The organism is Pseudomonas sp. NCIMB 10586 (assembly GCF_023127895.1).
Lineage (GTDB): Bacteria > Pseudomonadota > Gammaproteobacteria > Pseudomonadales > Pseudomonadaceae > Aquipseudomonas > Aquipseudomonas synxantha_A.
Genome location: NZ_SPKQ01000047.1, coordinates 107,329 through 133,137, shown reverse-complemented (window position 1 = coordinate 133,137; position 25,809 = coordinate 107,329). Strand labels below are relative to the sequence as shown.

The 25,809-nt window shown below is 59.7% G+C and carries 15 protein-coding genes and 1 tRNA gene; 14 read left to right on the top strand and 2 right to left on the bottom strand.

What is annotated here, in order from left to right:
• Nucleotides 1-199 precede the first annotated feature (199 nt).
• Nucleotides 200-286: transfer RNA gene (locus E4P01_RS22800), tRNA-Leu, on the bottom strand.
• 226 nt (nucleotides 287-512) lie between these two features.
• Here E4P01_RS22800 and rnr point away from each other — a divergent pair.
• From rnr to dnaB, 7 genes are all read left to right on the top strand, one after another.
• Nucleotides 513-3,143, top strand: coding sequence for a ribonuclease R (gene rnr / locus E4P01_RS22795; protein WP_248130142.1), 2,631 nt, complete (start codon nucleotides 513-515; stop codon nucleotides 3,141-3,143).
• The gene (rlmB, locus tag E4P01_RS22790) at nucleotides 3,140-3,895 is read left to right on the top strand and encodes a 23S rRNA (guanosine(2251)-2'-O)-methyltransferase RlmB (RefSeq protein ID WP_032878190.1); all 756 of its coding nucleotides are present in this window, start codon (nucleotides 3,140-3,142) and stop codon (nucleotides 3,893-3,895) included. The genes rnr and rlmB overlap by 4 nt, the downstream gene beginning before the upstream one ends.
• Before the next feature lie 311 nt (nucleotides 3,896-4,206).
• Nucleotides 4,207-4,623 carry a 30S ribosomal protein S6 gene (gene rpsF, locus E4P01_RS22785; RefSeq protein WP_005784250.1) on the top strand — a complete coding sequence of 139 codons (417 nt, stop codon included), beginning with the start codon at nucleotides 4,207-4,209 and terminating at the stop codon, nucleotides 4,621-4,623.
• A 29-nt stretch (nucleotides 4,624-4,652) separates the two neighbouring features.
• Nucleotides 4,653-4,883 carry a 30S ribosomal protein S18 gene (gene rpsR / locus E4P01_RS22780; RefSeq protein WP_002551829.1) on the top strand — a complete coding sequence of 77 codons (231 nt, stop codon included), beginning with the start codon at nucleotides 4,653-4,655 and terminating at the stop codon, nucleotides 4,881-4,883.
• Nucleotides 4,884-4,919: 36 nt separating this feature from the next.
• Nucleotides 4,920-5,813, top strand: coding sequence for a hypothetical protein (locus E4P01_RS22775; protein WP_005784252.1), 894 nt, complete (start codon nucleotides 4,920-4,922; stop codon nucleotides 5,811-5,813).
• A gap of 18 nt (nucleotides 5,814-5,831) precedes the next feature.
• Nucleotides 5,832-6,278: a 50S ribosomal protein L9 gene (gene rplI / locus E4P01_RS22770; protein WP_003171376.1), complete on the top strand. Its 447-nt coding sequence runs from the start codon at nucleotides 5,832-5,834 to the stop codon at nucleotides 6,276-6,278.
• A 111-nt stretch (nucleotides 6,279-6,389) separates the two neighbouring features.
• Nucleotides 6,390-7,787 carry a replicative DNA helicase gene (dnaB, locus tag E4P01_RS22765; RefSeq protein ID WP_003188079.1) on the top strand — a complete coding sequence of 466 codons (1,398 nt, stop codon included), beginning with the start codon at nucleotides 6,390-6,392 and terminating at the stop codon, nucleotides 7,785-7,787.
• Between the two features lie 12 nt (nucleotides 7,788-7,799).
• Here dnaB and E4P01_RS22760 read toward each other — a convergent pair whose 3' ends face one another.
• A complete protein-coding gene (locus E4P01_RS22760) occupies nucleotides 7,800-14,102 on the bottom strand; it encodes an NEL-type E3 ubiquitin ligase domain-containing protein (RefSeq protein ID WP_216090660.1) in 6,303 nt (2,100 codons plus the stop codon).
• Nucleotides 14,103-14,416: 314 nt separating this feature from the next.
• Between E4P01_RS22760 and E4P01_RS22755 the strand changes: the two genes are divergently transcribed.
• The 7 genes from E4P01_RS22755 (at nucleotide 14,417) to E4P01_RS22725 (ending at nucleotide 25,766) form a co-directional block, all read left to right on the top strand.
• Nucleotides 14,417-16,720, top strand: a complete 2,304-nt coding sequence (locus E4P01_RS22755; protein WP_248130141.1) for a YgiQ family radical SAM protein — start codon at nucleotides 14,417-14,419, stop codon at nucleotides 16,718-16,720.
• Nucleotides 16,721-16,931: 211 nt separating this feature from the next.
• Nucleotides 16,932-17,852: an NAD synthetase gene (locus E4P01_RS22750; protein ID WP_216090661.1), complete on the top strand. Its 921-nt coding sequence runs from the start codon at nucleotides 16,932-16,934 to the stop codon at nucleotides 17,850-17,852.
• Complete coding sequence (locus E4P01_RS22745) at nucleotides 17,849-18,307, top strand: hypothetical protein (protein ID WP_032878185.1); 459 nt, start codon at nucleotides 17,849-17,851, stop codon at nucleotides 18,305-18,307. Before E4P01_RS22750 ends, E4P01_RS22745 begins: the two co-directional genes overlap by 4 nt.
• A gap of 65 nt (nucleotides 18,308-18,372) precedes the next feature.
• A complete protein-coding gene (locus E4P01_RS22740) occupies nucleotides 18,373-18,753 on the top strand; it encodes a hypothetical protein (protein WP_228309281.1) in 381 nt (126 codons plus the stop codon).
• A gap of 187 nt (nucleotides 18,754-18,940) precedes the next feature.
• Nucleotides 18,941-22,231: a transglutaminase family protein gene (locus E4P01_RS22735; protein ID WP_216090662.1), complete on the top strand. Its 3,291-nt coding sequence runs from the start codon at nucleotides 18,941-18,943 to the stop codon at nucleotides 22,229-22,231.
• Between the two features lie 158 nt (nucleotides 22,232-22,389).
• Nucleotides 22,390-24,876, top strand: coding sequence for a circularly permuted type 2 ATP-grasp protein (locus E4P01_RS22730; RefSeq protein ID WP_216090663.1), 2,487 nt, complete (start codon nucleotides 22,390-22,392; stop codon nucleotides 24,874-24,876).
• Nucleotides 24,876-25,766 carry a transglutaminase family protein gene (locus E4P01_RS22725; protein WP_078820148.1) on the top strand — a complete coding sequence of 297 codons (891 nt, stop codon included), beginning with the start codon at nucleotides 24,876-24,878 and terminating at the stop codon, nucleotides 25,764-25,766. Before E4P01_RS22730 ends, E4P01_RS22725 begins: the two co-directional genes overlap by 1 nt.
• Nucleotides 25,767-25,809 lie beyond the last annotated feature (43 nt).

Here is a 25,809-nt window from a genome sequence, read left to right as displayed (position 1 = left end):
ACCAGCACCTGAAGCTGGCGTGTCTACCAATTTCACCACCTGGGCATTATCTAACAACGTTGCCGCTGTTGATGGGGCGAACTATACGGCGGGCTTTTTGATCTGTAAACCCCTGATTCGAAAAATATAAATCAATTTTTCCGTTAAAAATCAAAGGTCTGAAACGAAAAAACCCGCTTTCGCGGGTTTGATCTGAATTTGGTGCCCAGGAGAAGACTCGAACTTCCACGACCTTGCGATCACCAGCACCTGAAGCTGGCGTGTCTACCAATTTCACCACCTGGGCATTATCTGACAACGTTGCCGTCGTCGATGGCGCGCACTATACGGAGCGATATTTGAGCTGTAAACCCCTGCCATGAAAAAACCCTGGAAAATTTCGCCAGTGGTCGTGCAAGGTGCGCGGTGGGGGGGCGTAAAGGTCTTTTAAACGCTTGTTGATACCTGAAATTTCCCGTTTCAATACGCGTATGCCAAACTAACCCACATATAGACAAGGTGAAAACTCTCTAATGGCCGATTGGCAGTCCCTCGATCCCGAGGCCGCTCGTGAAGCGGAAAAATATGAAAACCCTATTCCTAGCCGCGAACTGATCCTGGCGCACCTCGCCGATCGTGGTTCGCCTGCTAGCCGCGAGCAGTTGGTCGAAGAATTCGGTCTGACCACCGAAGACCAGCTCGAAGCCCTGCGCCGCCGTCTGCGTGCGATGGAGCGCGATGCTCAATTGATCTACACCCGTCGTGGCACTTACGCGCCGGTAGACAAGCTCGACCTGATCCTGGGCCGCATTGCCGGCCATCGTGACGGTTTCGGCTTCCTGATCCCGGATGACGGCAGTGACGATCTGTTCATGAGCCCGGCGCAAATGCGCCTGGTGTTCGATGGCGACCGCGCCCTGGCGCGGGTTTCCGGCCTGGACCGTCGCGGTCGTCGCGAAGGCGTGATCGTCGAAGTGGTGTCCCGTGCCCACGAGTCCATCGTCGGCCGTTACTTCGAAGAAGGCGGCATCGGCTTTGTGGTTCCGGATAACCCGAAGGTGCAGCAGGAAGTGCTGATCACCCCCGGCCGCAACGGTGCCGCCAAGGTCGGCCAGTTCGTCGAGGTGAAAATCACCCATTGGCCAACGGCGCGCTTCCAGCCCCAGGGCGATATCGTTGAAGTGGTCGGCAACTACATGGCGCCCGGCATGGAAATCGACGTTGCGCTGCGCACCTACGATATTCCTCACGTCTGGCCTGATGCCGTGCTCAAGGAAGCCGCCAAGCTCAAGCCGGAAGTCGAAGAGAAAGACAAAGAAAAACGCATCGACCTGCGTCATCTGCCGTTCGTCACCATTGACGGCGAAGATGCCCGCGACTTCGACGATGCGGTCTACTGCGAAGCCAAGCCTGGCAAGCTGCGCCTGTTCTCCGGCGGCTGGAAGCTGTACGTCGCGATTGCCGACGTGTCCAGCTACGTGAAGATCGGTTCGGCCCTGGATAACGAAGCCCAGGTGCGCGGCAACTCCGTGTACTTCCCTGAGCGCGTGATCCCGATGCTGCCTGAGCAGCTGTCCAACGGCCTGTGCTCCCTGAACCCGAAAGTCGACCGTTTGGCCATGGTGTGCGAGATGACCATCTCCAAAACCGGCGAAATGACCGACTACCAGTTCTACGAAGCGGTGATTCACTCCCAGGCACGCCTGACCTACAACAAGGTCAGCACCATTCTGGAAACACCGAAGACCAGCGAAGCCAAGGCCCTGCGTACCGAGTACGCTGGCGTGGTCCCACACCTCAAGCAATTGTACTCGCTGTACAAGGTGCTGCTGGGCGCCCGTCATACCCGTGGCGCGATCGATTTTGAAACCCAGGAAACCCGGATTGTTTTCGGTTCCGAGCGCAAGATCGCCGCTATCACCCCGACCACCCGTAACGACGCGCACAAGTTGATTGAGGAATGCATGCTGGCGGCCAACGTGGCCACTGCCGAGTTCCTGAAGAAGCACGAAATTCCTGCGCTGTACCGCGTCCACGACGGCCCGCCGCCGGAACGTCTGGAAAAACTGCGCGCCTTCCTTGGTGAGCTTGGCCTGTCCCTGCATAAAGGCAAGGACGGCCCGACGCCAAAGGATTACCAGGCTTTGCTGGCCAGCATCAAGGATCGTCCGGATTACCACGTGATTCAGACCGTGATGCTGCGCTCCCTGAGCCAGGCGGTGTACAGCGCCGATAACCAGGGCCACTTTGGCCTCAACTACGAGGCGTACACCCACTTCACGTCGCCGATCCGTCGTTACCCGGATTTGCTCACGCACCGGGCGATCCGCAGCGTGATCCACTCCAGGCAGAACACCCCGCACGTCAAGCGCGCCGGTGCCATGACCATTCCGAAGGCGCGGATCTATCCGTACGACGAGGCGGCCCTGGAGCAGTTGGGCGAGCAGTGCTCCATGAGCGAGCGCCGCGCCGACGAAGCCACCCGCGACGTAGTGAACTGGCTCAAGTGCGAGTTCATGAAGGATCGCGTGGGCGAATCGTTCCCGGGCGTGATCACTGCTGTGACGGGCTTTGGTCTGTTCGTGGAACTGACCGACATCTACGTCGAGGGCCTGGTGCATGTCACCGCCTTGCCGGGTGACTACTACCACTTCGATCCTGTGCACCACCGTCTGGCGGGCGAGCGCACCGGTCGCAGCTTCCGCTTGGGCGATACCGTCGAAGTGCAGGTCATGCGCGTCGATCTGGACGAACGCAAGATCGACTTCGGTATGCCTGACAAGCCCGCTGAGCCGGCTGGCCGCAAAAAGCGTGGCAGCGAAACCGCAGCGCCGGCTTCCAAAGGCAAGGCCACTGGCGCGAAGACGGCTGCCGAGCCTGCACCTGCCAAGTCGGGGCGTCGCTCTTCCGCCAAGGAAAAGGCTCCTGAAGCCTACCGCCCAAGCGATGCTGCGGCGAAAAACGCCGAGCTGCGCAAGAGCCGCGAGTTGAAGCAGCAGCTGCTCAACAAAGCCAAAAGTGGTGGTAAAGCGGCGTCTGGGGGAAAGTCCCAAGGGGCGGAAAAACCGTCGAGCAAGCCAAGTAAACATCGTAAAGGCCCGCCCAAAGCGGGCTCTGCCCCCGCGAAAAGCGGCGGGTCGCGCAAACCTAAGGCCAAGTCATGAGTCTGGAAAAAATCTACGGCGTGCACGCCGTAGAAGCACTGCTGCGTCATCACCCCAAGCGGGTCAAGCAGGTTTGGTTGGCCGAAGGCCGCAGTGAGCCGCGTGTGCAGGCGCTGGTCGAACTGGCCACCCAAAACAAGGTTGCCATCGGCCAGGCCGAGCGTCGTGAAATGGACGTGTGGGTTGAAGGTGTACACCAGGGCGTGGTCGCGGACGTCAGCCCGAGCCAGGTATGGGGCGAGGCGATGCTCGACGAGCTGCTCGACCGTACCGAAGGCGCGCCTCTGTTGCTGGTACTGGACGGCGTGACCGACCCGCACAACCTCGGCGCCTGCCTGCGTTCGGCAGATGCTGCCGGCGCGCTTGCAGTGATCGTGCCTAAAGACAAGTCTGCAACCTTGACGCCGGTGGTGCGCAAAGTGGCTTGCGGCGCGGCAGAAGTGATTCCGCTGGTGGCCGTGACCAACCTGGCGCGCACCCTGGAGAAACTCCAGCAGCGCGGCCTGTGGGTCGTGGGTACGGCAGGCGAGGCCGAGGTCAGCATTTATGACCAGGACTTGACCGGCCCGACCATCCTGATCATGGGCGCCGAAGGCAAAGGCATGCGTCGTTTGACCCGTGAGCATTGCGATTATCTGGTGCACTTGCCGATGGCCGGTAGCGTCAGCAGCCTGAACGTATCGGTGGCGACGGGCGTGTGCCTGTTTGAAGCCCAGCGTCAGCGTGGTGTCAAGGTCAAAGCCAAGAAGTAATCCCGAGCCTGGCACAGAACCAAAATGTGGGAGGGGGCTTGCTCCCGATAGCGGTGGGTCAGTTACAGATGATGTGACTGAACTCTCGCAATCGGGAGCAAGCCCCCTCCCACATTTAATTTTGTGGTGTTTGGAAAGTTGTTCAAATAATCACCAATCACCTTGCGCCGCTTCTCCCCCTTCTCTACAATTGCGCCCCTTGCCTTCCTGGCAGGCACCGATGTGCCTCCCCTACGGCAAGATCCATAAGTGTCATTCACTCCTTGTCTGACCGTTTTTGAGCGGCAGGCTACAACCCGTAAGGAGCATTCATGCGTCATTACGAAATCATCTTTTTGGTCCACCCGGATCAAAGCGAGCAAGTCGGCGGCATGGTTGAGCGTTACACCAAGCTGATCGAAGAAGACGGCGGCAAAATCCACCGTCTGGAAGATTGGGGCCGTCGTCAACTGGCCTACGCAATCAACAATGTTCACAAGGCTCACTACGTGATGCTGAACGTTGAGTGCACTGGCAAGGCCCTGGCCGAGCTGGAAGACAACTTCCGCTACAACGATGCAGTGATCCGTAACCTGGTCATCCGTCGCGAAGAAGCCGTTACCGGCCAATCCGAGATGCTCAAGGCTGAAGAAAACCGCAGTGAGCGCCGTGAGCGTCGCGACCGTCCTGAAGAAGGCGCTGATGATAGCGCTGATGACAGTGACAACAGCGATAACGCTGACGAGTAATCCACGGACCTTATTAAGGAGCCTATCAAATGGCACGTTTCTTCCGTCGTCGTAAATTCTGCCGCTTCACCGCTGAAGACGTGAAAGAGATCGATTACAAAGATCTCAACACTCTGAAAGCTTACGTATCCGAGACCGGCAAAATCGTTCCAAGCCGTATCACCGGTACCAAAGCACGTTATCAGCGTCAGCTGGCCACCGCTATCAAGCGCGCCCGCTTCCTGGCCCTGCTGGCCTACACCGACAGCCACGGCCGCTGAGACCGGGCAGTCGACAAGTAGTAAGGGATTGAATGCATGCGCGCCTTAGCTGAGTTCATCATGCGCGGTCGCGTGCAGGCCACTCTGGTAGTGGCTGGCTGTGCGGCATTGCCGTTGCTTTATTGGTTGGGTGCTGCCGCAGGTTGCCTTGTGCTGCTGCGGCGCGGTTTGAAGGACGCCCTTGGCGTTCTTGCCCTGGGTTTGTTGCCGGCCTTGATCTGGTGGCTGCAAATGGGTGATCCACGGGTACTTCTGGTACTGCTGGGGTCATCGAGCCTTGCGTTGGTTCTGCGCGCAAGTGAGTCCTGGGTCCGTACGCTGCTGGTCAGCGTGGCATTGGGGTTGGTGTACTCAGTGATGCTTGGCGCGGCTTTCCGCCCGCAAATCGAGGCGCTGTCGCAGGAGATCGTCAAGATCCTGCCACTGGCTCTCGGGGATCTCTACCAGCAGTTGTCGGTAGATGAGCGAGCGCGGTTTGCGTCACTGATTGCCCCGGTCCTGACCGGCCTGATTGCGGCATTGTTGCAGGTCGTCAGCGTGCTGAGCCTGATTCTTGGGCGTTATTGGCAGGCGTTGTTGTACAACCCGGGTGGTTTTGGTCGCGAGTTTCGCAGTATCAGAATCCCTGCGGGGCCGGCGATGTTGCTGCTGGCGTGCATGGTTGTCGGACCGAACTTCGGTCCACAGATGGCCTTGCTGGCGCCGATTTGCAGCGTACCGCTGGTGTTTGCCGGGCTGGCCCTGATTCACGGGCTGGTTGCGCGAAAGCGCCTGGCCAGGTTCTGGCTGGTGGGGTTGTACGTCACGCTGTTGCTGTTCATGCAGCTGATCTATCCGTTACTCGTGGTTCTGGCCATTGTCGACGGCCTGATTGATTTTCGCGGACGTCTGGCGTCGAAAGATGCCGATAGCGCGAACGGTGAAGGTTAAAAGTTAGAGGATTTTCACATGCAACTGATCCTTCTGGAAAAAGTCGCCAACCTGGGCAACCTGGGCGACAAAGTGAACGTTAAGGCCGGCTACGGTCGTAACTACCTGCTGCCATACGGCAAAGCCACCGCTGCAACCGCTGCCAACCTGGCTGCGTTTGAAGAGCGTCGTGCTGAGCTGGAAAAAGCCGCAGCAGACAAAAAAGCTTCGGCCGAAACTCGCGCTGCCCAACTGGCTGAGCTGGAAGTGACTATCACTGCCACCGCCGGTGACGAAGGCAAGCTGTTCGGTTCGATCGGCACCCACGACATCGCTGATGCACTGACCGCCTCCGGCGTTGAAGTGCAGAAGAGCGAAGTTCGTCTGCCGAACGGCACCATCCGCAACGTAGGCGAATTCGACGTAGCCGTGCACCTGCACGCCGAAGTTGAAGCCACCGTACGCGTTGTCGTGGTAGCAGCTTAAGTCGCACCTAACTGACTGGCACCTCGCGTGTCAGCCGGTTAACATCGGGCACGATCCTGTTTACAGGTCGTGCCTTTTGTTTTTCTACACACCCTTAAATTCCAAGTGGCCATGAACGAAATCTCCGCTCCTGAGCAATACGATCTGCAAACCGCTGCCCTGAAGGTGCCGCCGCATTCCATCGAGGCCGAACAGGCCGTGCTCGGTGGCTTGATGCTGGACAACAACGCCTGGGAACGCGTGCTGGATCAAGTCTCGGACGGTGACTTCTATCGCCATGACCACCGCCTGATCTTCCGCGCCATCGCCAAGCTGGCCGACCAGAATTCACCGATCGACGTGGTGACCCTGGCCGAGCAGCTGGACAAGGAAGGCCAGACCTCCCAGGTTGGCGGGCTGGGCTACCTCGGTGAACTGGCGAAAAACACGCCGTCCGTCGCCAACATCAAGGCCTATGCGCAGATCGTCCGCGAGCGCGCCACCCTGCGCCAGTTGATCGGCATCAGCACCGAAATCGCCGACAGCGCCTTCAACCCGGAAGGCCGTACCGCCGCCGAGATCCTTGATGAAGCCGAACGCCAGATCTTCCAGATCGCCGAAGCGCGGCCCAAAACCGGCGGCCCGGTCAGCGTCAACGACCTGCTGACCAAGGCTATCGACCGTATCGATACCTTGTTCAACACCGACGCGGCCATTACCGGTATTTCCACCGGCTACACCGACCTCGACGAAAAGACCAGCGGCCTGCAGCCGTCCGACTTGATCATCGTCGCCGGCCGTCCGTCCATGGGTAAGACCACCTTTGCGATGAACCTGGTGGAAAACGCCGTACTGCGCAGCGACAAGGCGGTATTGGTGTACTCCCTCGAAATGCCAGGCGAATCGCTGATCATGCGTATGCTTTCGTCCCTGGGTCGTATCGATCAGACCAAAGTGCGTTCCGGCCAGTTGGAAGACGACGATTGGCCGCGCTTGACCTCGGCGGTCAACCTGCTCAATGACCGCAAGCTGTTCATCGACGACACGGCCGGTATCAGCCCGTCCGAGATGCGTGCGCGTACCCGCCGCCTGGTACGTGAACACGGCGATATCGCCCTGATCATGATCGACTACCTGCAGTTGATGCAGATTCCCGGTTCCAGCGGCGATAACCGTACCAACGAGATTTCCGAAATCTCCCGGTCCCTCAAAGCCCTGGCCAAGGAATTCAACTGCCCGGTGGTGGCGCTGTCCCAGCTCAACCGCTCCCTGGAACAACGCCCCAACAAGCGTCCGGTGAACTCCGACTTGCGTGAATCCGGAGCGATCGAGCAGGACGCCGACGTGATCATGTTCGTGTACCGCGACGAGGTGTACCACCCCGAAACGGAACACAAGGGCATTGCCGAGATCATTATCGGCAAGCAGCGTAACGGCCCGATCGGCTTTATCCGCCTGGCGTTCATCGGTAAGTACACGCGCTTCGAGAACCTGGCGCCGGGCAGTTACAACTTCGACGACGACGAGTAACCGTTGGCCGAGTCACTCGGCCAGGATTTGTCGAGTCAGTGTCTGGATCAGCTCGGCTTCTTCAATCGCAAGCAGGGCCTGCTGGCTATCGGTTTGCTCCTTGTAGGCCGCTTTCGACAGTAAACCGGCGGTAAGACTATCGCGTAGTGCCTCAAGTCGTTCCTGAAAGGGCTGACGCTGCGCTTCGAATTGCGCCTGATATTTGTTGGTTATATAGACTTGCCAGAACTCTCTGGAAAGCAGCGCCTGGAATTCCTCGGGTGAATTATCCAGTGCCACTATTTTTTCATAGGCGCTGTCTAGCATGCCCTGTGTGACTCCACCCATATGGGTGTATGCCGTCCGCTGAGGCTGCCCGGGCAGTTGGAGGCGGTCTTTAAGGCCGTAGCGATAAGCCAGTCTGATCTCGACCTCCTCGCCCAGGCGCAGGCGATGCGGGCGCTTCGCTTCTTCCGATACCGTCGGATCGTTGACAATCGTTTCGCTGCGCAGGATGTCGGCTGAGGCGATTTTGTCCACTTCATGCAATCGGAACAGGCTTCTGGACAATGCCGATAACGGCTTGCCTTGTGACTGATCCATCGCCTGACTTTGGGCCCTGTATACCAGGACTGCGGTTTCCAGGTTGCCGAACGAGAAGGCCGCTCGGTCGCAGCACGCAGGTTCGCCGGCTCGATCGAAGATTTCTTTGCGCAACTGTTCGGACTCCGAACTGTTTTCGGTAATAGCGTCGATCAACTCCCAGACTCTTCGCCGATGATCCTCCTGGCCCGTACCCAGTTGCTCTAGACGCTTGAGCAGGTCGAAGAAGGGGTCCGCCCCCTGCTGTTCGCGTAGCGTAGTCCATTGCGATCGCCTGGCCGAAACCTGAGCTGAGTCCAATCCCTTGGTCAAGCGTCGAAACGACTCGTCGCCCCGATTTCTAAAGGGTGCTGGCGGTCTGTTTAGCGTGGATGTGACCACTAAACGGTTTGGCTGCCCCACTTCGGCGAGTCCGGCTGTGATCAACCGGGCTGCGTAACGCCTGACCCGTGCCAACGTTTGATCGGACAACGGATTACCGGTAACAGAGGTCAAGTTATTGAGCCGTGCCGAACGGGGCAGGAGCGCGTCTGTAGGCGCGATGACGGAGTCAGGAATCTCTGTTATCTGATTGGCACTCAGGTCGATCGTGTCCAGTAGCGGTTGCTCTGCCAGGCCGGTCGGCCATGTCTCAATGCCTGTACCCGACAGATCAATCGAGCGGATGTCGGGCATCTGGCTGAAGTCGGGTGTCACGCCTAGTTGTTGGTTTCCCTGTAATACGAGGCCTCTGAGCGTGATGCGTTCCGCCAGGATGCGGGCGGTGTCCGGGGTCAGGCGAATCCGGTTGTTCTGCAGATATAAACGGGTGAGCCCATGCATTTCGCCCAAGGCTGGAGGAAGGTCCCTGAGCTGATTATCTGCCAGGTCGAGCCAGCGTACGTGTCGGTATCGTGTCAGGAAGCTTTCTGGAGAAACGCTTAGGTACATGTTGTTCAGTTTGAGTGAGCCTACGTGGCTGAAGTCCACGTCCAGGTCCGGCAGACTCGGCAGCCTCAGGCCACTGAGATCGAGTTCCAGGCCAATCGGCGTGCCATCCTTGGCCAGCATCTGCGGTGTTTCCTGTCTCCAGCAACTCAAAATGCGTTCCAGGGCGATGTTACGATCGTCCCAAGTCACTGCATTGGTTGCGAGTTGGCCAGAGCGAACATAACCCTGGCGGCGAACACCGCCTGAAAACGCCCAGGCGTCCAGTTGGGTTTGGAGCTTATGGAACTCAAGTTCGAGTCTGTCCAACTCTGCCGCCACTGTTCCTTTGGGCAAGCTCCAAAGAAACTCCCTAGCCTGCTTGAGGGTCTTGCCCGGATACAGCCGCTGATACCTTTCTATCCTGGGGTTACCCGAGTCAAACGCGCTGTCAATTGCGTCTTTGATCAGGTCCGGATGGTTTTCATGCAGATTGCGCCAGTAGCTTTCGAATTTTCTCCAGTATTGAGAGGGAAAGTCATTGCCTCGTAGCTGGGTGACGTTATTGATCCGGACGATGGTTTCCAACTGGTCGGCCGGCGGTTTCAGGTAGGTTTCGGGAACTGCACGCAGTTTGTTATTGAGCAAGTTGAGGCTTTTCAGGTTGGTCTGACTCAGTAGGCCGGTGGGCCACTGATCGATCTTTGTATTGCTGAGGTCCAGTGTTTGCAGTTTCGACATACCGCTGAAGTCGGGCGTTATCCCCAGCGGGTTTTCCGATAGATCGATATGTTCAAGCTGGGTAAGGCCGGCCAATTTTTCAGCACTGGGTACATCCAGCCTGATCTGGTTCGAACTCAAGTTCAGCGTGGTCAATTGACTCATGTTGCCGATCGCGGTGGGGAGTTTGTCGAGCTTGGAGTGTGTGATGCTCAGTCGCTCCAGGTTGGAGAAATTGCCCATGAACGTATCCGTCGCATCCGACCAGTTAATCGACACAAGATCCAACTCCCGCACATGGCTGAAGTCGGCTTTCAACCCGGGAAGCGCGGAGGTGCCTGACGGCATTGTGAATGATGTCCCGGTCTCACGACGCCAGCAGCGCTTGATCTCATCGGTAGCAAGCTTGGCCCAGCTTGTAGATTCGGAAGCGTTTGCATGTCGCCATGCCTTCAACTCCCTGCTGAGGTTTCTGTACTCGGCTTCTCGTCTATCCAGCCCGCCAGCAATGTCATTGCCAAGAGACTGGATAAACGCGTTGATCTGTCCTTCGTCAAATGACGGGAACAAGCTGTGTACCCGACGCTGCGGGCTGCGCAGTTGATTTAAGGCTGCGCTGGCACTGTCGGCCAATTGCCGGAAGAACGACCAGTCATGTCTCTCGCCTCGTACGCCCCCCGGTGCGCCGACGATGGCGCTGACCCAGACATTGGCGGCGTTGCGCCTGATGGCGTGGCTTGCACCGAGGCGACTGCTGTTGTAGACGTTAGCCGCGTCCATCGCCACGGGATCGCCAGGTTTGACGATGCGCCAGACTTTGCCTGCCGCCGAGGAAGCATCGCGGTCGAGCATGACTTGATAGGTGCCGCCGTCGATCGTCACGTATTGACGCCCGCTCAGGGCATGAACGCCGTCTGCATCGGCATTGTCCGGCACCTGCTTGTGGAGTATCCGCAAACCACTGATGCTCTGGTTCGATAGCGGCGACTCCCGCGATTGTGTGAGGAATTCTGGCAGGTGCGCCTGCTGTACGCGCGCTTGCTCAAGCACGTCCTGAGCCAGCACGGCGGTGTCGTGGCGACCAAGGCCCAGCTCATTGCGTTGGGTTTCGGTGAGAGTGCGCAAGGTGGCACCGAGTAAGCTGTTTTCCCCGACGGCCGCCGTTTTCAGATCGCCACTGTCCGGTCGGTAGCCAGCATATTCAGTGCCGGACTTGACCAACATGACGAAGCTGTCTGCGTCTTCGCTCCCATAGGTGTCCAGCAGGGATCCTCGACGGATGGTCCGCCCGGTCTGATCGGTAGAGCCTTGATACACCTGCACGCCGACATCGCTTGGCCAACCTGGCAAGAGCGTCAGCAGGTTGCAGAACAGGGCTTCACTGTGCGCGTTGAGGCCGAGGCCGCTTGGGTCCGAAAGTGCGTTGAGCGCTTCAGTGATGATGCTTTGTTGAAGACTTTTGTGAATGGCCTCGCGTACCGGAGCTTCCAGGAAGGAGTACAGGCCGACGTCGCGTAATGAGGGATGACGACGCAGCAAGTCTGCAGCCATTGCCCGTGAAAGGTCCGGAAAGCGACGCCGCAACAGGCCGATTGCCAGGTCATCACTGGTGGGCTGGCCGGACAGCGCCGTGGGTGCAAACCGAGCTGCTGAATTTTTTGCATTCAGGTGGTCGCGCGGTTGGCCGTCGCGTAACGCCTCATACACAGCGGCTTGATGTGCTTGAAGGTGTGTCGCTATTTTTTTTCTCAGCTCAAGTAATCGGATCGCCAGGTGTTGGTCTTCACTGCTGTGGCCTGTCTTACCCAACCTGCTATTGGGGACGAGCCGTTCATGTTCCTGCAATACCTGTTGCATGAGCGAGCCCACCGGCGAGCCAAATGCCAGTGCCAGGTAACGATCGCGGCCGTCCTGGCGTAGTTCGATTGTGGCCAAGGGCTGTGTGTTGCCCGCGAGCACCGGTGCGTGGCTGGACAGCAAGGTTTTGCCGTCAGGGGCATACAGTTTGATCGTGCAGGTGCCCAGGTCGGCCAGTAGCGCAGGCATGACCTGATCGGCAATGGGCGGCAGCGGGCCATCGCTCTGCCTGAGCGCCGCTTGTAACTGGGTGAGCCCTTCGCGCAGTTGCTGATTCTCTATGGCCTGCGTCAGTGCGACGGGCGCGCGCCGGCGATCGAACCAGATATCCAGCAGATCCTGGCGATCCACCCGCGCGACATCCAGCGAGCGCTTACAAGCTGTCGGGCTCAGCGGCAGCTCGCTGGGCGAGATCATGTGCTGCAACAGTTGGGCTTCGTTCAGCGCACGGGTATCGATCGGGTCGAGTGTCCAGCGGTCATGCTTGGCTGAATAGGTAACGTAGGGCTGAATGCTTGAAGAACCGTGCATGTCCAGTTGATAGCGCCCGGAGATTTTTTCGAGGGTGACCTGGGCGAATCTGGTTTGGTTGTCGACCTGTAGGTTGATGTAGCTTCGGTTGTCCTTTTCAAACAGGCCTTGAGGGTTTTGTTCAACTCCCGACAGGTAGTTGGGGTCGATTTGTGTGTAGTCGTTGATGAACCACAACCCAGGCTTGCCGTTCGTGCCAAGAGCATAGTTGGGGTTACCCAGCGCGTTCATCAACTGACGGGTGCGGCGTGCAGACAACTTGGCTGCCGCCCCCTGCAAGCGCAGCCCCACCAGCAGGTCAAGGATGTCGCCGACAGCTTGCACCAGCTCGGCCTGCTGGCCTCGGCGCAGCGCCGCAATGGCAGACCAGGTCTGATAGACGAGGGCGCCCAGCATTGCGACCAACATGATTTTGCCCAAGCCCGTCACACCGCCGGGGAGGGGGATCAGCAGCATCGACAAGGTTTCGCTGACCAGATAGGTGGCCAACGCAACGGCGGCCTCCTGGTCGGCGAGTTTATTGGTGCGGGCCAGTCGGATAAGGTCCGATTGTATCGGCCACGCCTGGTGGATCGGCAAGGTGTGGGCGAGGCAACGGATGTCCGTGCCGATTTTTTCCACCGCCAGTTTTTGTCTGTTTGGGGTCTTGCTGGCGAACAGGTCATACAGGATTTTGGCATGCCAGGCGAGCTCGTCCCGGTTGACCTTCAGCGGTTTGATAAAGGCTCGCAGCTTTTCCTGATTGTTCAGGGAGATGGCCTTCATGAACCAACTGAAGTGTGCCAGCCCCACGTCGTTGCGGATCTGGTCCTGCAGCGAGTCCACGGCTTCTTGCCTGGAGGCATGTCGGCGTAACGCGCCATTGGGGCGGTCCGGGAAGTAGCTGTAGACGCAAGAGCCGTCGGGCGTGTCAAAGCGACGAGTAAAGAACGGCAGGGCAATCTTTTCGCCGCCGGCGTCCAGTTGGTAGAGGTCCCAATACACGCTGGTGTCGAACAGCCAGTCTTTAAGTTCATTGAATTCCCATTCGCTGATACTCCAGGACTCATTGGTGCGGTACGCGTCCCTCAATGCGACCAGCAGCTTGGTGCTTTGCAGGCCGAATAGCGGATTGGACAGACGCTTCTTGAACTCTTTTTCGATGTAGTCGCTGATGCGCGTGCCGATGTCCACGCTCCTTGCGACGGCCACGAACGCTTTGACGCTGATGACGTTGCCGCTGATAGAGCTGGCGCGTTGTTCTTCGGTGGAGAAATACGCAGTAAACCCGAAGTTGCGATACGCCGCCTCCAGCAAGGTGATCGAGCGTTCGTACTCACGTATGCCCAGGTCCTCTTTGTAGATGCGCACGTTGTTGCCCAGGCGGTCGTTGGCGGGGAGGTCATCCTGGGAGGCCGGTAGCTGCCGGATCCGCGTCTTCAGGTAAGTGGTACGCGAGTTGATGACCGTGCCGGTTTTGCTCTTCAGCGCGCTGTCCAGAGCGTCGACCATTTGCTGGCTCAAGTCGTTGTAAAGATCTGTGAGGGCGTTGCCGAGGGTTTGCTCGCGCTCCACCAGATCCTTGCTCAGACGCAGGTATTCTTTTTGCTCGTCCACGCCCATTTTGCCCATGAAGGCATTTACGTTTTCCTGTATCAGTTGAAAGATCTGTTGTTCGGCCCAGCTTTCGTTGGTGAGTAATGCAGGTTGCTCTGCATCAAAGGTGACTGAGTTGGTCATGGTGTGTGCTCGGGAAGAGAGCGCTTGGCACAGCAGCGTGGCAGGCGCTCTGTTGGAAAGATTGAGCGACATTAGGGCCGGCAGTACCAGAAGAAGAGGTGCATAAAGCTGTGCGCTGAAAACGCCTGGTAGTTGCACCCTCAATGACGACGCGTGATCAGCGCGCCTATGTGGGCCTCGCCCCCCCAGCAAAACCGGGCTATAAGCACCGTCGGGCGCGGTGTGGCTAAAAGCCGACCATTGCCGTCGGAATTGGTCAAAATTTGTGCTATATTCCGCGCCCGCGATTTTTCATCTCAACCCCGGTCACCGTCATGAAAACAGCCAAGCCGTTATTTGACTATCCCAAGTACTGGGCCGAATGTTTCGGTCCTGCGCCATTCCTGCCGATGAGCAGGGAGGAGATGGATCAGCTTGGCTGGGATTCCTGCGACATCATCATCGTCACCGGTGATGCGTATGTGGATCACCCATCGTTCGGCATGGCGATCATCGGCCGGCTGCTGGAGTCCCAGGGCTTTCGCGTCGGGATCATCGCCCAGCCGAACTGGCAGTCCAAAGACGACTTCATGAAGCTCGGCGAGCCGAACCTGTTCTTCGGCGTCGCGGCCGGCAACATGGACTCGATGATCAACCGCTACACCGCCGACAAGAAAATCCGCTCCGACGACGCCTACACCCCAGGCGGCATGGCCGGCAAACGCCCGGACCGCGCCAGCCTGGTGTACAGCCAGCGCTGCAAGGAAGCCTACAAGAACGTGCCGATCGTGCTTGGCGGCATCGAAGCTTCCCTGCGCCGCATCGCCCACTACGACTACTGGCAGGACCGGGTGCGCAACTCGATCCTGATCGACGCCACCGCCGATATCCTGCTGTACGGCAACGCCGAGCGCGCCATTGTCGAAGTCGCCCAGCGCCTGTCGTGGGGCCACAAGATCGAAGACATCACCGACGTGCGCGGCACCGCGTTCATTCGCCGTGATACACCCGCGGGCTGGTACGAAGTGGACTCCACGCGTATCGACCGCCCGGGCAAGGTCGACAAGATCATCAACCCGTATGTGAACACCCAGGACACCCAGGCCTGCGCCATCGAGCAAGAGAAAGGTCCGGTGGATGACCCGGAAGAAGCCAAGGTCGTGCAGATCCTGGCCAGCCCGCGCATGACCCGCGACAAGACTGTGATCCGCCTGCCGTCGGTGGAAAAAGTCCGCGGTGACGCGGTGCTCTACGCCCACGCCAACCGCGTGCTGCACCTGGAAACCAACCCAGGCAACGCCCGCGCCCTGGTGCAGAAGCATGGTGACGTGGACGTTTGGTTCAACCCGCCGCCCATCCCCATGACCACTGAAGAAATGGACTACGTGTTCGGTATGCCTTACGCCCGCGTGCCGCACCCTGCGTATGGCAACGAGAAGATCCCGGCCTACGACATGATTCGCTTCTCGGTAAACATCATGCGTGGCTGCTTCGGCGGCTGCACCTTCTGCTCGATCACCGAGCACGAAGGCCGCATCATCCAGAACCGTTCCGAAGAGTCGATCATTCGCGAAATCGAAGAAATCCGTGACAAGGTGCCGGGCTTCACCGGGGTGATCTCCGATCTCGGCGGGCCTACTGCGAACATGTACCGCATTGCCTGCAAGAGCCCGGAAATCGAATCCGCGTGCCGCAAGCCGTCGTGCGTGTTCCCCGGCATTTGCCCGAACCTGAATACCGACCACTCCTCCTTGATCCAGCTGTACCGCAGCGCCCGTGCATTGCCGGGTGTGAAGAAGATTTTGATTGCTTCCGGCCTGCGCTACGACCTGGCCGTCGAGTCGCCTGAGTACGTGAAAGAGCTGGTGACCCATCACGTGGGTGGCTACCTGAAGATCGCCCCGGAACACACCGAGGAAGGCCCGCTCAACCAGATGATGAAACCGGGCATCGGCAGCTATGACAAGTTCAAGCGCATGTTCGAGAAGTACACCAAGGAAGCGGGCAAGGAGCAGTACCTGATCCCGTACTTCATCGCCGCCCACCCGGGTACCACCGATGAAGACATGATGAACCTGGCCCTGTGGCTCAAGGGCAACGGCTTCCGTGCCGATCAGGTGCAGGCGTTCTACCCGTCGCCGATGGCCACCGCCACCGCGATGTACCACTCGGGCAAGAACCCGCTGCGCAAGGTCACCTACAAGAGCGACGCGGTGACCATCGTCAAGAGCGAAGAGCAGCGCCGTCTGCACAAGGCGTTCCTGCGTTATCACGACCCGAAAGGCTGGCCAATGCTGCGTGAAGCACTGACGCGCATGGGCCGCGCCGATCTGATCGGGCCGGGTAAAGACCAGTTGATCCCGCTGCACCAGCCGGCCACCGACAGCTACCAGAGCGCCCGTCGCAAGAACTCGACGCCGGCCGGCAGCCACAAGGTCGCCAAGGAAACCACCACCAGGATCCTTACCCAGCACACCGGCCTGCCGCCCCGTGGCAGCGACGGCAGCAACCCGTGGGACAAGCGTGAGCAAGCCAAGGCGGCTGCTCAGGCGCGTAACAAGCAGGCCGCCAAAGAGCGTGCCGATGCGGCCAAGGGCAAGGGCGGCAAGCCTGCGCGCAAGCCGGTAGTGCCGCGTTGATCATCGCTTGAATATGCAGAACGCCAGCCTCGTGCTGGCGTTTTGCTTTCTAGGCGGTTCGGAGCCTGTTTGTTAAGGTGGTGGCCATTAAAGCGCTATCGGGAGCAAGCCCCCTCCCACACTTTAATGTGTGAATACATTCAAAATGTGGGAGGGGGCTTGCTCCCGATAGCGTCAGTCCAGTCTCCACCCTTTCAAGGAAGAACACCCCATGGGCAACCCCCTGCTCGGCATCGGCATGGACTCCAACCGCTCCCAGTTCATGGCGCGCCAGCGCATCGAAAGCCAGATCAACCTGCCGCGCCTGTTTGCGGCCATCGACGCCGATCCAGGTATCGTTGGCGCAGGCGTCGTATACATCGACGCCGACTTCAACGTCATTACCCTGCGCGAATTCAGGCCCATCTGCAGCATCAAGCCCAAGCGCATCATTTTGCGTGAAGCGCAGAAGTACATTGCGCCAACGCAGTTTGCTCAACATGTCGTGAGCAATCCTCGAGAATCGCGACTGATTGGCGAAGCCGTGAATACCGGAGTCTCCTGCTTTGGGGCTGTCATCAGTTGGGCTGCGATCGCCAGTGGAACAATTCTGGTGCCTTTCAGTGCCGGCGCCAGTTCCGTCATCGTTGTGGTGGGGTATGCGGCTGCCGGCGCAAGTTCGCTTCAGTGTTTCAACGGCATTGCCCGGACAGCGCTGGAAGTCGCTAAACCTGAGGTTAAAGACCGGCTCGACAGTGAAGGCTGGTACCAGAATGCTTCCATTGTGCTGGACGCAGTATCCCTGGCAGGCGTGGGCGCCTCGGCCCTGACGACGGTCAAGCTGGTTAGGGCCGCCACTGCATCGACGGGCAAGAGTCTGCGTGAAGTGCTTCGCGGTTTGAATCGCCAGGAAAGAGCCAAGCTGACGAAAGAGCTGCTGAGCATCAACCATCCCAGCTTGACCGCGAAGATGCTCAAATTGAGACAGGCATCGGGCGAACTCACCAAGCGTTTCACCCCTACGCAGCTCAAGCACAGCACAACTACCCAGATCAAAGACGTCCTAGGCGCAAGTGTTGGGTTCGGCGGGAGTGCGTACTCCGGGAACGTCAATACCATCGCGATAGGGTTGTATGAGGAAATAAACGAATGAGCGAGTTAATGACGCTGCGAGACTTTTTCAGGCATTACTTTCTGACGTTTATTGGCGGCGTATTCGCTGCGTACTTTTCGTTGGCGTTGGCTGTGGCGCTGGCGTTCGTCACCTATTTTCGTGATGCGCCGATGGCTCAAGTGGGGCTCAAGATCATGTCTGTCGGGGCGCTGCTCATTCTGTTGACGGTCCATAGTAACTTTATGATTTTGCGGGGCAGACCCTCCTGGGTGTGGGTAATGGTCGGTATCTACGTCGCCTGTCTACTGTTTGTCGTTCCGATGGCTCAATTCCGGCCTCACAAAGTTCTTTATGGGTTGGCGCTGTTATTCCCATTGCTCGGATTATTGACACTTAATAGCAAGGTTCAACGAGAGATGCGCACGAAACTCGTGGAAATCCGTCGCATTCGGCAGTCTGTCAAATCAACCGTCAGATCGAGTAGTCGCATGTGAAGGAGCCGCCTTCGATAAACAGATTCCTGGCGCGCTATTTCCCCGTATTCATGGGGACGATTTTCATGGCGATCTTCTCCGGCTCGGCTGCGGTTTCCATGGCTGGCGTGACCTATTTGCGCGGTGTTGATCCTGCGCTCAAGGCCAACTATTCAGTAGGCGCGATCCTGGTGCTAGTGGCAGTGCTTGTCTTTGGCAACGTCATGATCGCACGCGGCTATCCCTGGGCTACACGGCTGGTAGCGGCGTACTTGGGCGCTTGTCTGTTGTTCGCACTGCCAATGATTCAATACGATCTCAACAAGCTGGTCTATGGCTCGGCTGTACTCTTTCCACTGTTGGGGTTACTGCTGCTCAACAGCAAACGCCACCGCGAAATGCGCAAAAAACTGTCCGGGATACGCCATCTGCGCCAAGCCGCAATCGCAAAGCGCAAAGCCCGTTGATTGGGTAGATTCACCATCCACCCTCACACTAACGCCATAAATGTGTGCAGCTCTTGCACCGTGGTACGTACGTTGGCACCGTTTTAGTGCTGTACTGCACCGGGCTCCACGATAAAGCGCAATGACGGCCGCTGTGGCATAAGTCTTGCGCGCGTTGTACTCATGCCCAGGCTCGCAGGAGGCCGCCGTGTCGATACATGTCGCGTTGCACCACGTTACGCATTACCGCTACGACCGTGCTGTCGAACTCGGCCCACAAATTGTGCGCTTGCGCCCGGCAGCCCATAGCCGCACGCGGATCCTGTCTTACGCGCTGAAAGTGCTGCCCGAGCAGCATTTCATCAATTGGCAGCAAGACCCCCAGGGCAATTACCTGGCGCGCCTGGTGTTCCCGGAAAAAACCGACCAACTGCGCATCGAAGTCGATCTGGTCGCCGAGATGGCGGTGTTCAATCCGTTCGACTTTTTCCTGGAACCCTACGCCGAAAAAATCCCCTTCAGCTACGCCGCCGATGAGCAGCGCGAGCTGGCGCCGTACCTGGAAACCTTGCCGCTGACGCCAAGGTTTGCCGCCTACCTGGCCGGTATTGACCGCACACCCTTGCCTGCGGTGGATTTCCTGGTTGGGCTGAACCAGCGCCTGGCCGCCGATATCGGCTACCTGATCCGCATGGAACCGGGCGTGCAAACCCCGGAATTCACCCTGGAAAACGCTTCCGGCTCCTGCCGCGACTCGGCCTGGCTGTTGGTGCAATTGCTGCGCAATCTTGGCTTGGCGGCGCGATTTGTCTCTGGTTATCTGATTCAGCTCACCGCTGACGTCAAAGCCCTCGACGGCCCCTCCGGCACCGAAGTGGACTTCACCGACCTGCACGCCTGGTGTGAAGTGTATTTGCCCGGCGCCGGCTGGATCGGCCTGGATGCCACCTCCGGTTTATTTGCCGGTGAAGGGCATATCCCATTGGCCTGCAGCCCCGATCCATCGTCTGCCGCACCCATCAGTGGGTTGGTGGAACCGTGCGAATGCGAATTTACTCATGAGATGTCGGTGGAGCGTATATGGGAAGCCCCTCGGGTAACCAAGCCCTACACCGAAGAACAATGGCTGGCGATCCAGGCCCTGGGCCGACAGATTGACGGCGACCTGCTCAAGCATGACGTGCGCCTGACCATGGGCGGCGAGCCAACTTTCGTGTCCATCGACGATCCCGACGGCGCCGAATGGAACACCGCCGCCCTGGGGCCGGACAAGCGTCGCCTGTCCGCCGAGCTGTTCCAGCGCCTGCGCCGGCACTATGCGCCCCAGGGCCTGGTGCATTTCGGCCAGGGCAAGTGGTACCCCGGCGAGCAACTGCCGCGTTGGTCGCTCAATTGCTACTGGCGCCGCGATGGGGTGCCGGTCTGGCACAACAGTGCGCTGATCGCCGATGAGCAAGAGGACTATGGGGCTGACGGCGCGATGGCCGGACGTTTCCTGGCCAGCGTCGCCGAGCGTCTGAAGTTGCCGGCGCGCTTTGTGTTCCCTGCCTTTGAGGACAACTTCTACTACCTGTGGCGCGAAGGCACACTGCCGCAAAACGTTAGCGCCCAGGACCCGCGCTTAAGCGACGAACTGGAGCGCGAACGCCTGCGCAAAGTCTTCGTCCAGGGCCTGGACAAGGTCATCGGCCAAGTGCTGCCGTTGGCGCGCACCGCCGCCAATGATCGCTGGCAGAGTGGGCGCTGGTACTTGCGCGATGACCACTGCCGCCTGGTGCCGGGCGATTCGCCGTTGGGTTATCGGCTGCCGTTGGCTTCGCAGCCGTGGGTGACAGCGGCGGAGTATCCGTTCATACACCCGACCGACCCGAACCAGGATCAGCCGCAGCTGCCCACGACCGCGCAGTTGCACAGCCACGACGAGCCGGCCCCAAGTGATGAGCGTGTGCCAAAGGTCGACGAATCCGCCGATTGGCTGACCCGCACTGCGCTGTGCGCTGAAGCGCGGGAAGGACGCCTGTACCTGTTTATGCCGCCGCTGGAACGCGTGGAGGATTATCTGGAGCTGGTGACGGCCATCGAGGCCACCGCCCAGGAACTGCATTGCCCCGTGTTGCTGGAAGGCTACGAGCCACCCGCCGACACACGCCTGAGCAATTTTCGCGTGACGCCGGACCCGGGTGTGATCGAGGTCAACGTGCAGCCATCCGCCACCTGGGATGAGTTGGTGGAACGCACCGAATTTCTTTACGAAGAAGCCCGGCAAACCCGCCTGACTACCGAGAAATTCATGATCGACGGGCGCCACACCGGCACCGGCGGTGGTAACCACTTCGTCCTCGGCGGTGCGACGCCTAAGGACTCACCATTCCTGCGTCGCCCCGATTTGCTGCGCAGTCTGATCAGCTACTGGCATAACCATCCGTCGCTGTCCTACCTGTTCTCCGGCCTGTTTATCGGCCCGACCTCCCAGGCGCCACGGGTGGATGAGGCGCGCAACGATGCGCTGTATGAACTGGAAATCGCCTTCGCGCAGATGCCGGCACCGGGCGAGGAATGCCCGCCGTGGTTGGTGGACCGCCTGTTGCGCAACTTGCTGATCGACGTGACCGGCAACACCCATCGCGCCGAATTTTGTATCGACAAACTCTACTCGCCGGAGGGTGCCACCGGCCGCCTGGGCCTGCTGGAGTTGCGCGCTTTCGAAATGCCACCCCATGCGCGCATGAGCCTGACTCAGCAATTGCTGCTGCGCGCGCTGGTCGCACGGTTCTGGCGCGAACCTTATGCGCCGCCGAAGCTGGCGCGTTGGGGCACCGAACTGCATGACCGCTTTTTGTTGCCGCATTTTATCGAACAGGACTTTGCCGACGTCATTGTCGAGCTCAACGCTGCCGGTTATCCGCTGCGGGCCGAGTGGTTTGCCGCGCATCTGGAGTTCCGCTTTCCCAAAGTGGGTGATTACGCCGTCAGCGGTATCGAACTGGAACTGCGCCAGGCATTGGAGCCTTGGCATGTGTTGGGCGAGGAGGGCGCGGTAGGCGGCACGGTACGTTATGTGGATTCGTCCCTGGAGCGCCTGCAAGTCAAGTTGAGTGGCCTGCCGGCGCAGCGCTATCTGCTGACCTGCAACGGCATACCCGTGCCGCTGCAACCCACCGGTCGGGTGGGAGAGTTTGTTGCCGGTGTGCGTTACCGCGCCTGGCAACCGGCCAACTGCCTGCAACCGACCATTGCAGTCCATGCGCCGTTGGTGTTCGACCTGCTCGACACCTGGATGCAGCGCTCGCTGGGTGGCTGCCAATACCATGTGGCGCATCCGGGCGGGCGCAATTACGACAGCTTGCCGGTCAATGCCAATGAGGCAGAGAGCCGGCGGATGGCGCGGTTTTTCCGGTTGGGGCATAGCCCTGGCAAGCTTGTGGTGCCGACTGTAGTGGTGAACGGTGAATTGCCAATGACCCTGGATTTGCGGCGTTTTACAAAAAATAAGGAATGAACATGATCCAAGTGTGGGAGCTGGCTTGCCTGCGATAGCGGTGGTTCAGTCGATAGTTCTGGTGACTGACACACCGCTATCGCAGGCAAGCCAGCTCCCACATTGGATCGTAGTGAATTTGAGTTAACCTGACTTCCCTTGCCTCTGCCGAGCGTTCCATGTCCGACTTGCTCGACCGTTACCCGCTGACCGCGGGCACCTATCACGAACTGCTGGACGCCGGCGGCGCGGTGCGTGCCCATTGGCAGCGCCTGCTCGACCATCTGCAACGCAGTACACCCGCACAATTGGCCCAGCGCCAGGCGTTGCTGACGCGGCAGATCCAGGAAAACGGCGTGACCTATAACGTCTACGCCGACCCCAAGGGCGCTGATCGCCCGTGGGAGCTGGACCTGCTGCCCCATGTGCTGGCCGCTGATGAGTGGCGGCAGTTGTCGGCCGGTATCGCCCAGCGCGCGCGTCTGCTCAATGCGGTACTCGCCGACCTCTATGGTCCGCAACGCCTGATCAAAGAGGGGCTGTTGCCTGCCGAGCTGGTATTTGGGCATAACAACTTTTTATGGCCGTGCCAGGGTATCCAGCCGCCGGACGGTGCTTTTCTGCACCTGTACGCCGTGGATCTGGCGCGTACTCCCGATGGCCGTTGGTGGGTCACCGCCGACCGTACCCAGGCGCCGTCGGGCGCCGGCTACGCCTTGGAAAACCGCACCATTGTGTCTCGCGCCTTCCCGGATCTGTACCGTGATTTGCAGGTGCAGCACCTCACCGGTTTTTTTCGCACCTTGCAGGAAACCCTGGCCCGCCAGGCGCCCGGCGATGACCAGCCGCCACTGATCGTGCTGCTCACGCCGGGGCGTTTCAACGAAAGCTATTTCGAACATCTGTATCTCGCCCGCCAGCTCGGCTACCCACTGGTAGAAGGCGGCGACCTTACCGTGCGCGACAGCACGGTGTTCCTGAAAACCCTCAGCGGTCTGCGCCGGGTCCACGCGATCATGCGCCGCCTGGATGACGATTTCTGCGACCCTCTGGAGCTGCGTACCGACTCGGCCCTGGGCGTGCCCGGCCTGCTTGACGCCGTGCGCCAAGGCAATGTGCTGGTGGCCAATGCCTTGGGCAGCGGCGTGCTGGAGTCGCCGGGCTTGTTGGGGTTCCTGCCGAAGATCAACGAGTTCCTGTTCGGTGAAGCGCTGATCCTGCCGTCGATTGCCACCTGGTGGTGCGGCGAGGCACCGGTGCTGGCCGAGGCACTGGAGAAGCTCCCGGAACTGTTGATCAAGCCGGCGTTTCCTTCGCAAAGTTTCGCCCCGGTGTTCGGTCGTGATTTGAATGAACAACAACGCCAGGCCCTGGCCGAGCGGATGCGCGCGCGGCCTTACGCCTATGTCGCCCAGGAGCTGGCGCAGTTGTCCCAGGCGCCGGTGTGGCATACCGAAGAAGATCATCTGCAACACCGCGCCATCGGGATGCGTGTGTACGCAGTAGCCAGCGATGAAGGGTATCGCGTGCTGCCCGGTGGCCTGACCCGTGTGGCCGCCGACGCCGATGCCGAAGTGGTGTCGATGCAACGCGGCGGTGCGAGCAAGGACACATGGGTGCTCGGCGAGCGCGCCAGCGCTGGTGAACAGTGGCGTGCCCAGCGCGCCATTGGCGTCCATGATCTGGTGCGCCGCGACCCGTATCTGCCGTCGCGGGTGGTGGAAAACCTGTTCTGGTTTGGCCGTTATTGCGAACGCTGCGATGACAGTGCGCGCTGGCTGCGCGTTGTGCTGGCGCGTTATGTCGACGGCGACGATCCGTTGGCATTGCAGGCGGCGGTCGAACTTGGAGAAAGCCTGCGCCTGTTGCCGGAGGAGGGCGAGCTACCGGAGCGTCTGCTCGCGGCCTTGCTCGGTGATGACTGGCCCTCAAGCCTGCGCGCCAATTTGCAGCGCTTGCAGTGGGCAGCGTCCCAGGTACGCGGCAAGCTGTCGCGGGAAAACTGGCAGGCCCTGGTGGAGCTGCAACGCGAAGCCATGGAGCTGGAAAGCCAGGCCCCGGACTTCGGCGAGCTGCTGGATTTTCTCAACCGTTTGGTGATGTCTTTGGCGGCGCTGTCCGGGTTTGCCCTGGATGATATGACCCGCGATGAAGGCTGGCGCTTTTTGATGATGGGCCGGCGCATTGAGCGTCTGCAATTTCTCAGTACCAGCCTGGCAGCGTTCCTGCGCGGTGTGGCGGTGTTCGATCAGGCGGGGCTGGAGTGGTTGCTGGAGCTGGGCAACAGCAGCATCACCTATCGCTCGCGCTACCTGGCGGTGCCGCAGCTGATCCCGGTGCTCGACCTGTTGTTGCTCGATGAGCAGAATCCCCATGCGGTGCTGTTCCAGCTCAAACTGGTGAGCCGTACCGTGCGTCGCCTCAATGATGATTTTGGGGTGCCCAGGGAAACCGGCCTCGCGCCGTTGGTGGAGCGCCTGGGGCGCTTTGACCTGGGGTGCCTGGAGAACCCGTTGTTTGGCGAGCCCAGCGTGCGTGCCGCGCTGGATGGCCTGGCCGACCTGCTGCAAGCGGTCGCCGATGAGAGCGGGCAAGTGTCGGATCGCCTGGCGCTGCGCCATTTTGCCCATGTGGATGATGTCAGCCAGCAAACGGTGTCGGTGTGATGAGTGCGCGCTATCAGATTTTTCACGATACCCATTACCACTACGACAGCCCGGTGTCCCTGGCCCAGCAGCTGGCGCATTTGTGGCCACGGCCGTGTGCGTGGCAGCGTTGCACCTGGCAAACCCTGGACATCAGCCCGCCGCCCTCTTCACGCCGTGATGAGCTGGACGTGTTTGGCAACCCGATCACGCGCCTGGCGTTCGAGCGTCCTCATGATGAGCTGCTGGTCAATGCCGGGTTGACCGTGGAAGTGCTGGCGCGACCCGCGCTGGATCTGGGGCAATCGCCGGCGTGGGACCGCACCCGTGACAGTTTTACCTACAGCAGCCAGGCGCTGTCGATGGAGGTGATTGAAGCCTGCCGCTATCGCTTCGAATCGCCTTACGTGCATCTGAAAAAAACCTTCGTCGAGTTCTCTGAAAGCTGCTTCCCGCCTGGCGAGCCGTTGTTGGTCGGCGTGCAGGCGTTGATGCAAAAGATTTTCAGCGAATTCACCTTTGATGCCGAAGCTACTCAGGTCGCCACGCCGCTGGTGGAGGTGCTGGAGCGTCGTCGCGGTGTGTGCCAGGACTTCGCCCACCTGATGCTCGCCTGCCTGCGCTCACGGGGCCTGGCGGCGCGCTATATCAGCGGCTACCTGCTGACTCAGCCACCGCCCGGCCAGCCACGGCTGATCGGCGCCGATGCGTCCCATGCGTGGGTCTCGGTGTTCTGCCCGCGGTTGGGCTGGGTGGATTTCGATCCGACCAACAATGTGCAGCCGGCACTGGAGCACATCACCCTGGCCTGGGGCCGGGATTTCTCCGATGTGTCGCCGTTGCGTGGGGTAATTCTGGGAGGAGGGAGCCATGACCCGGAGGTGCGGGTGACGGTGATGCCGCTGGAGTAGCGGTGGGTTGGGGTGAACAGGGAGGGCCTGCTCACCCCAACAA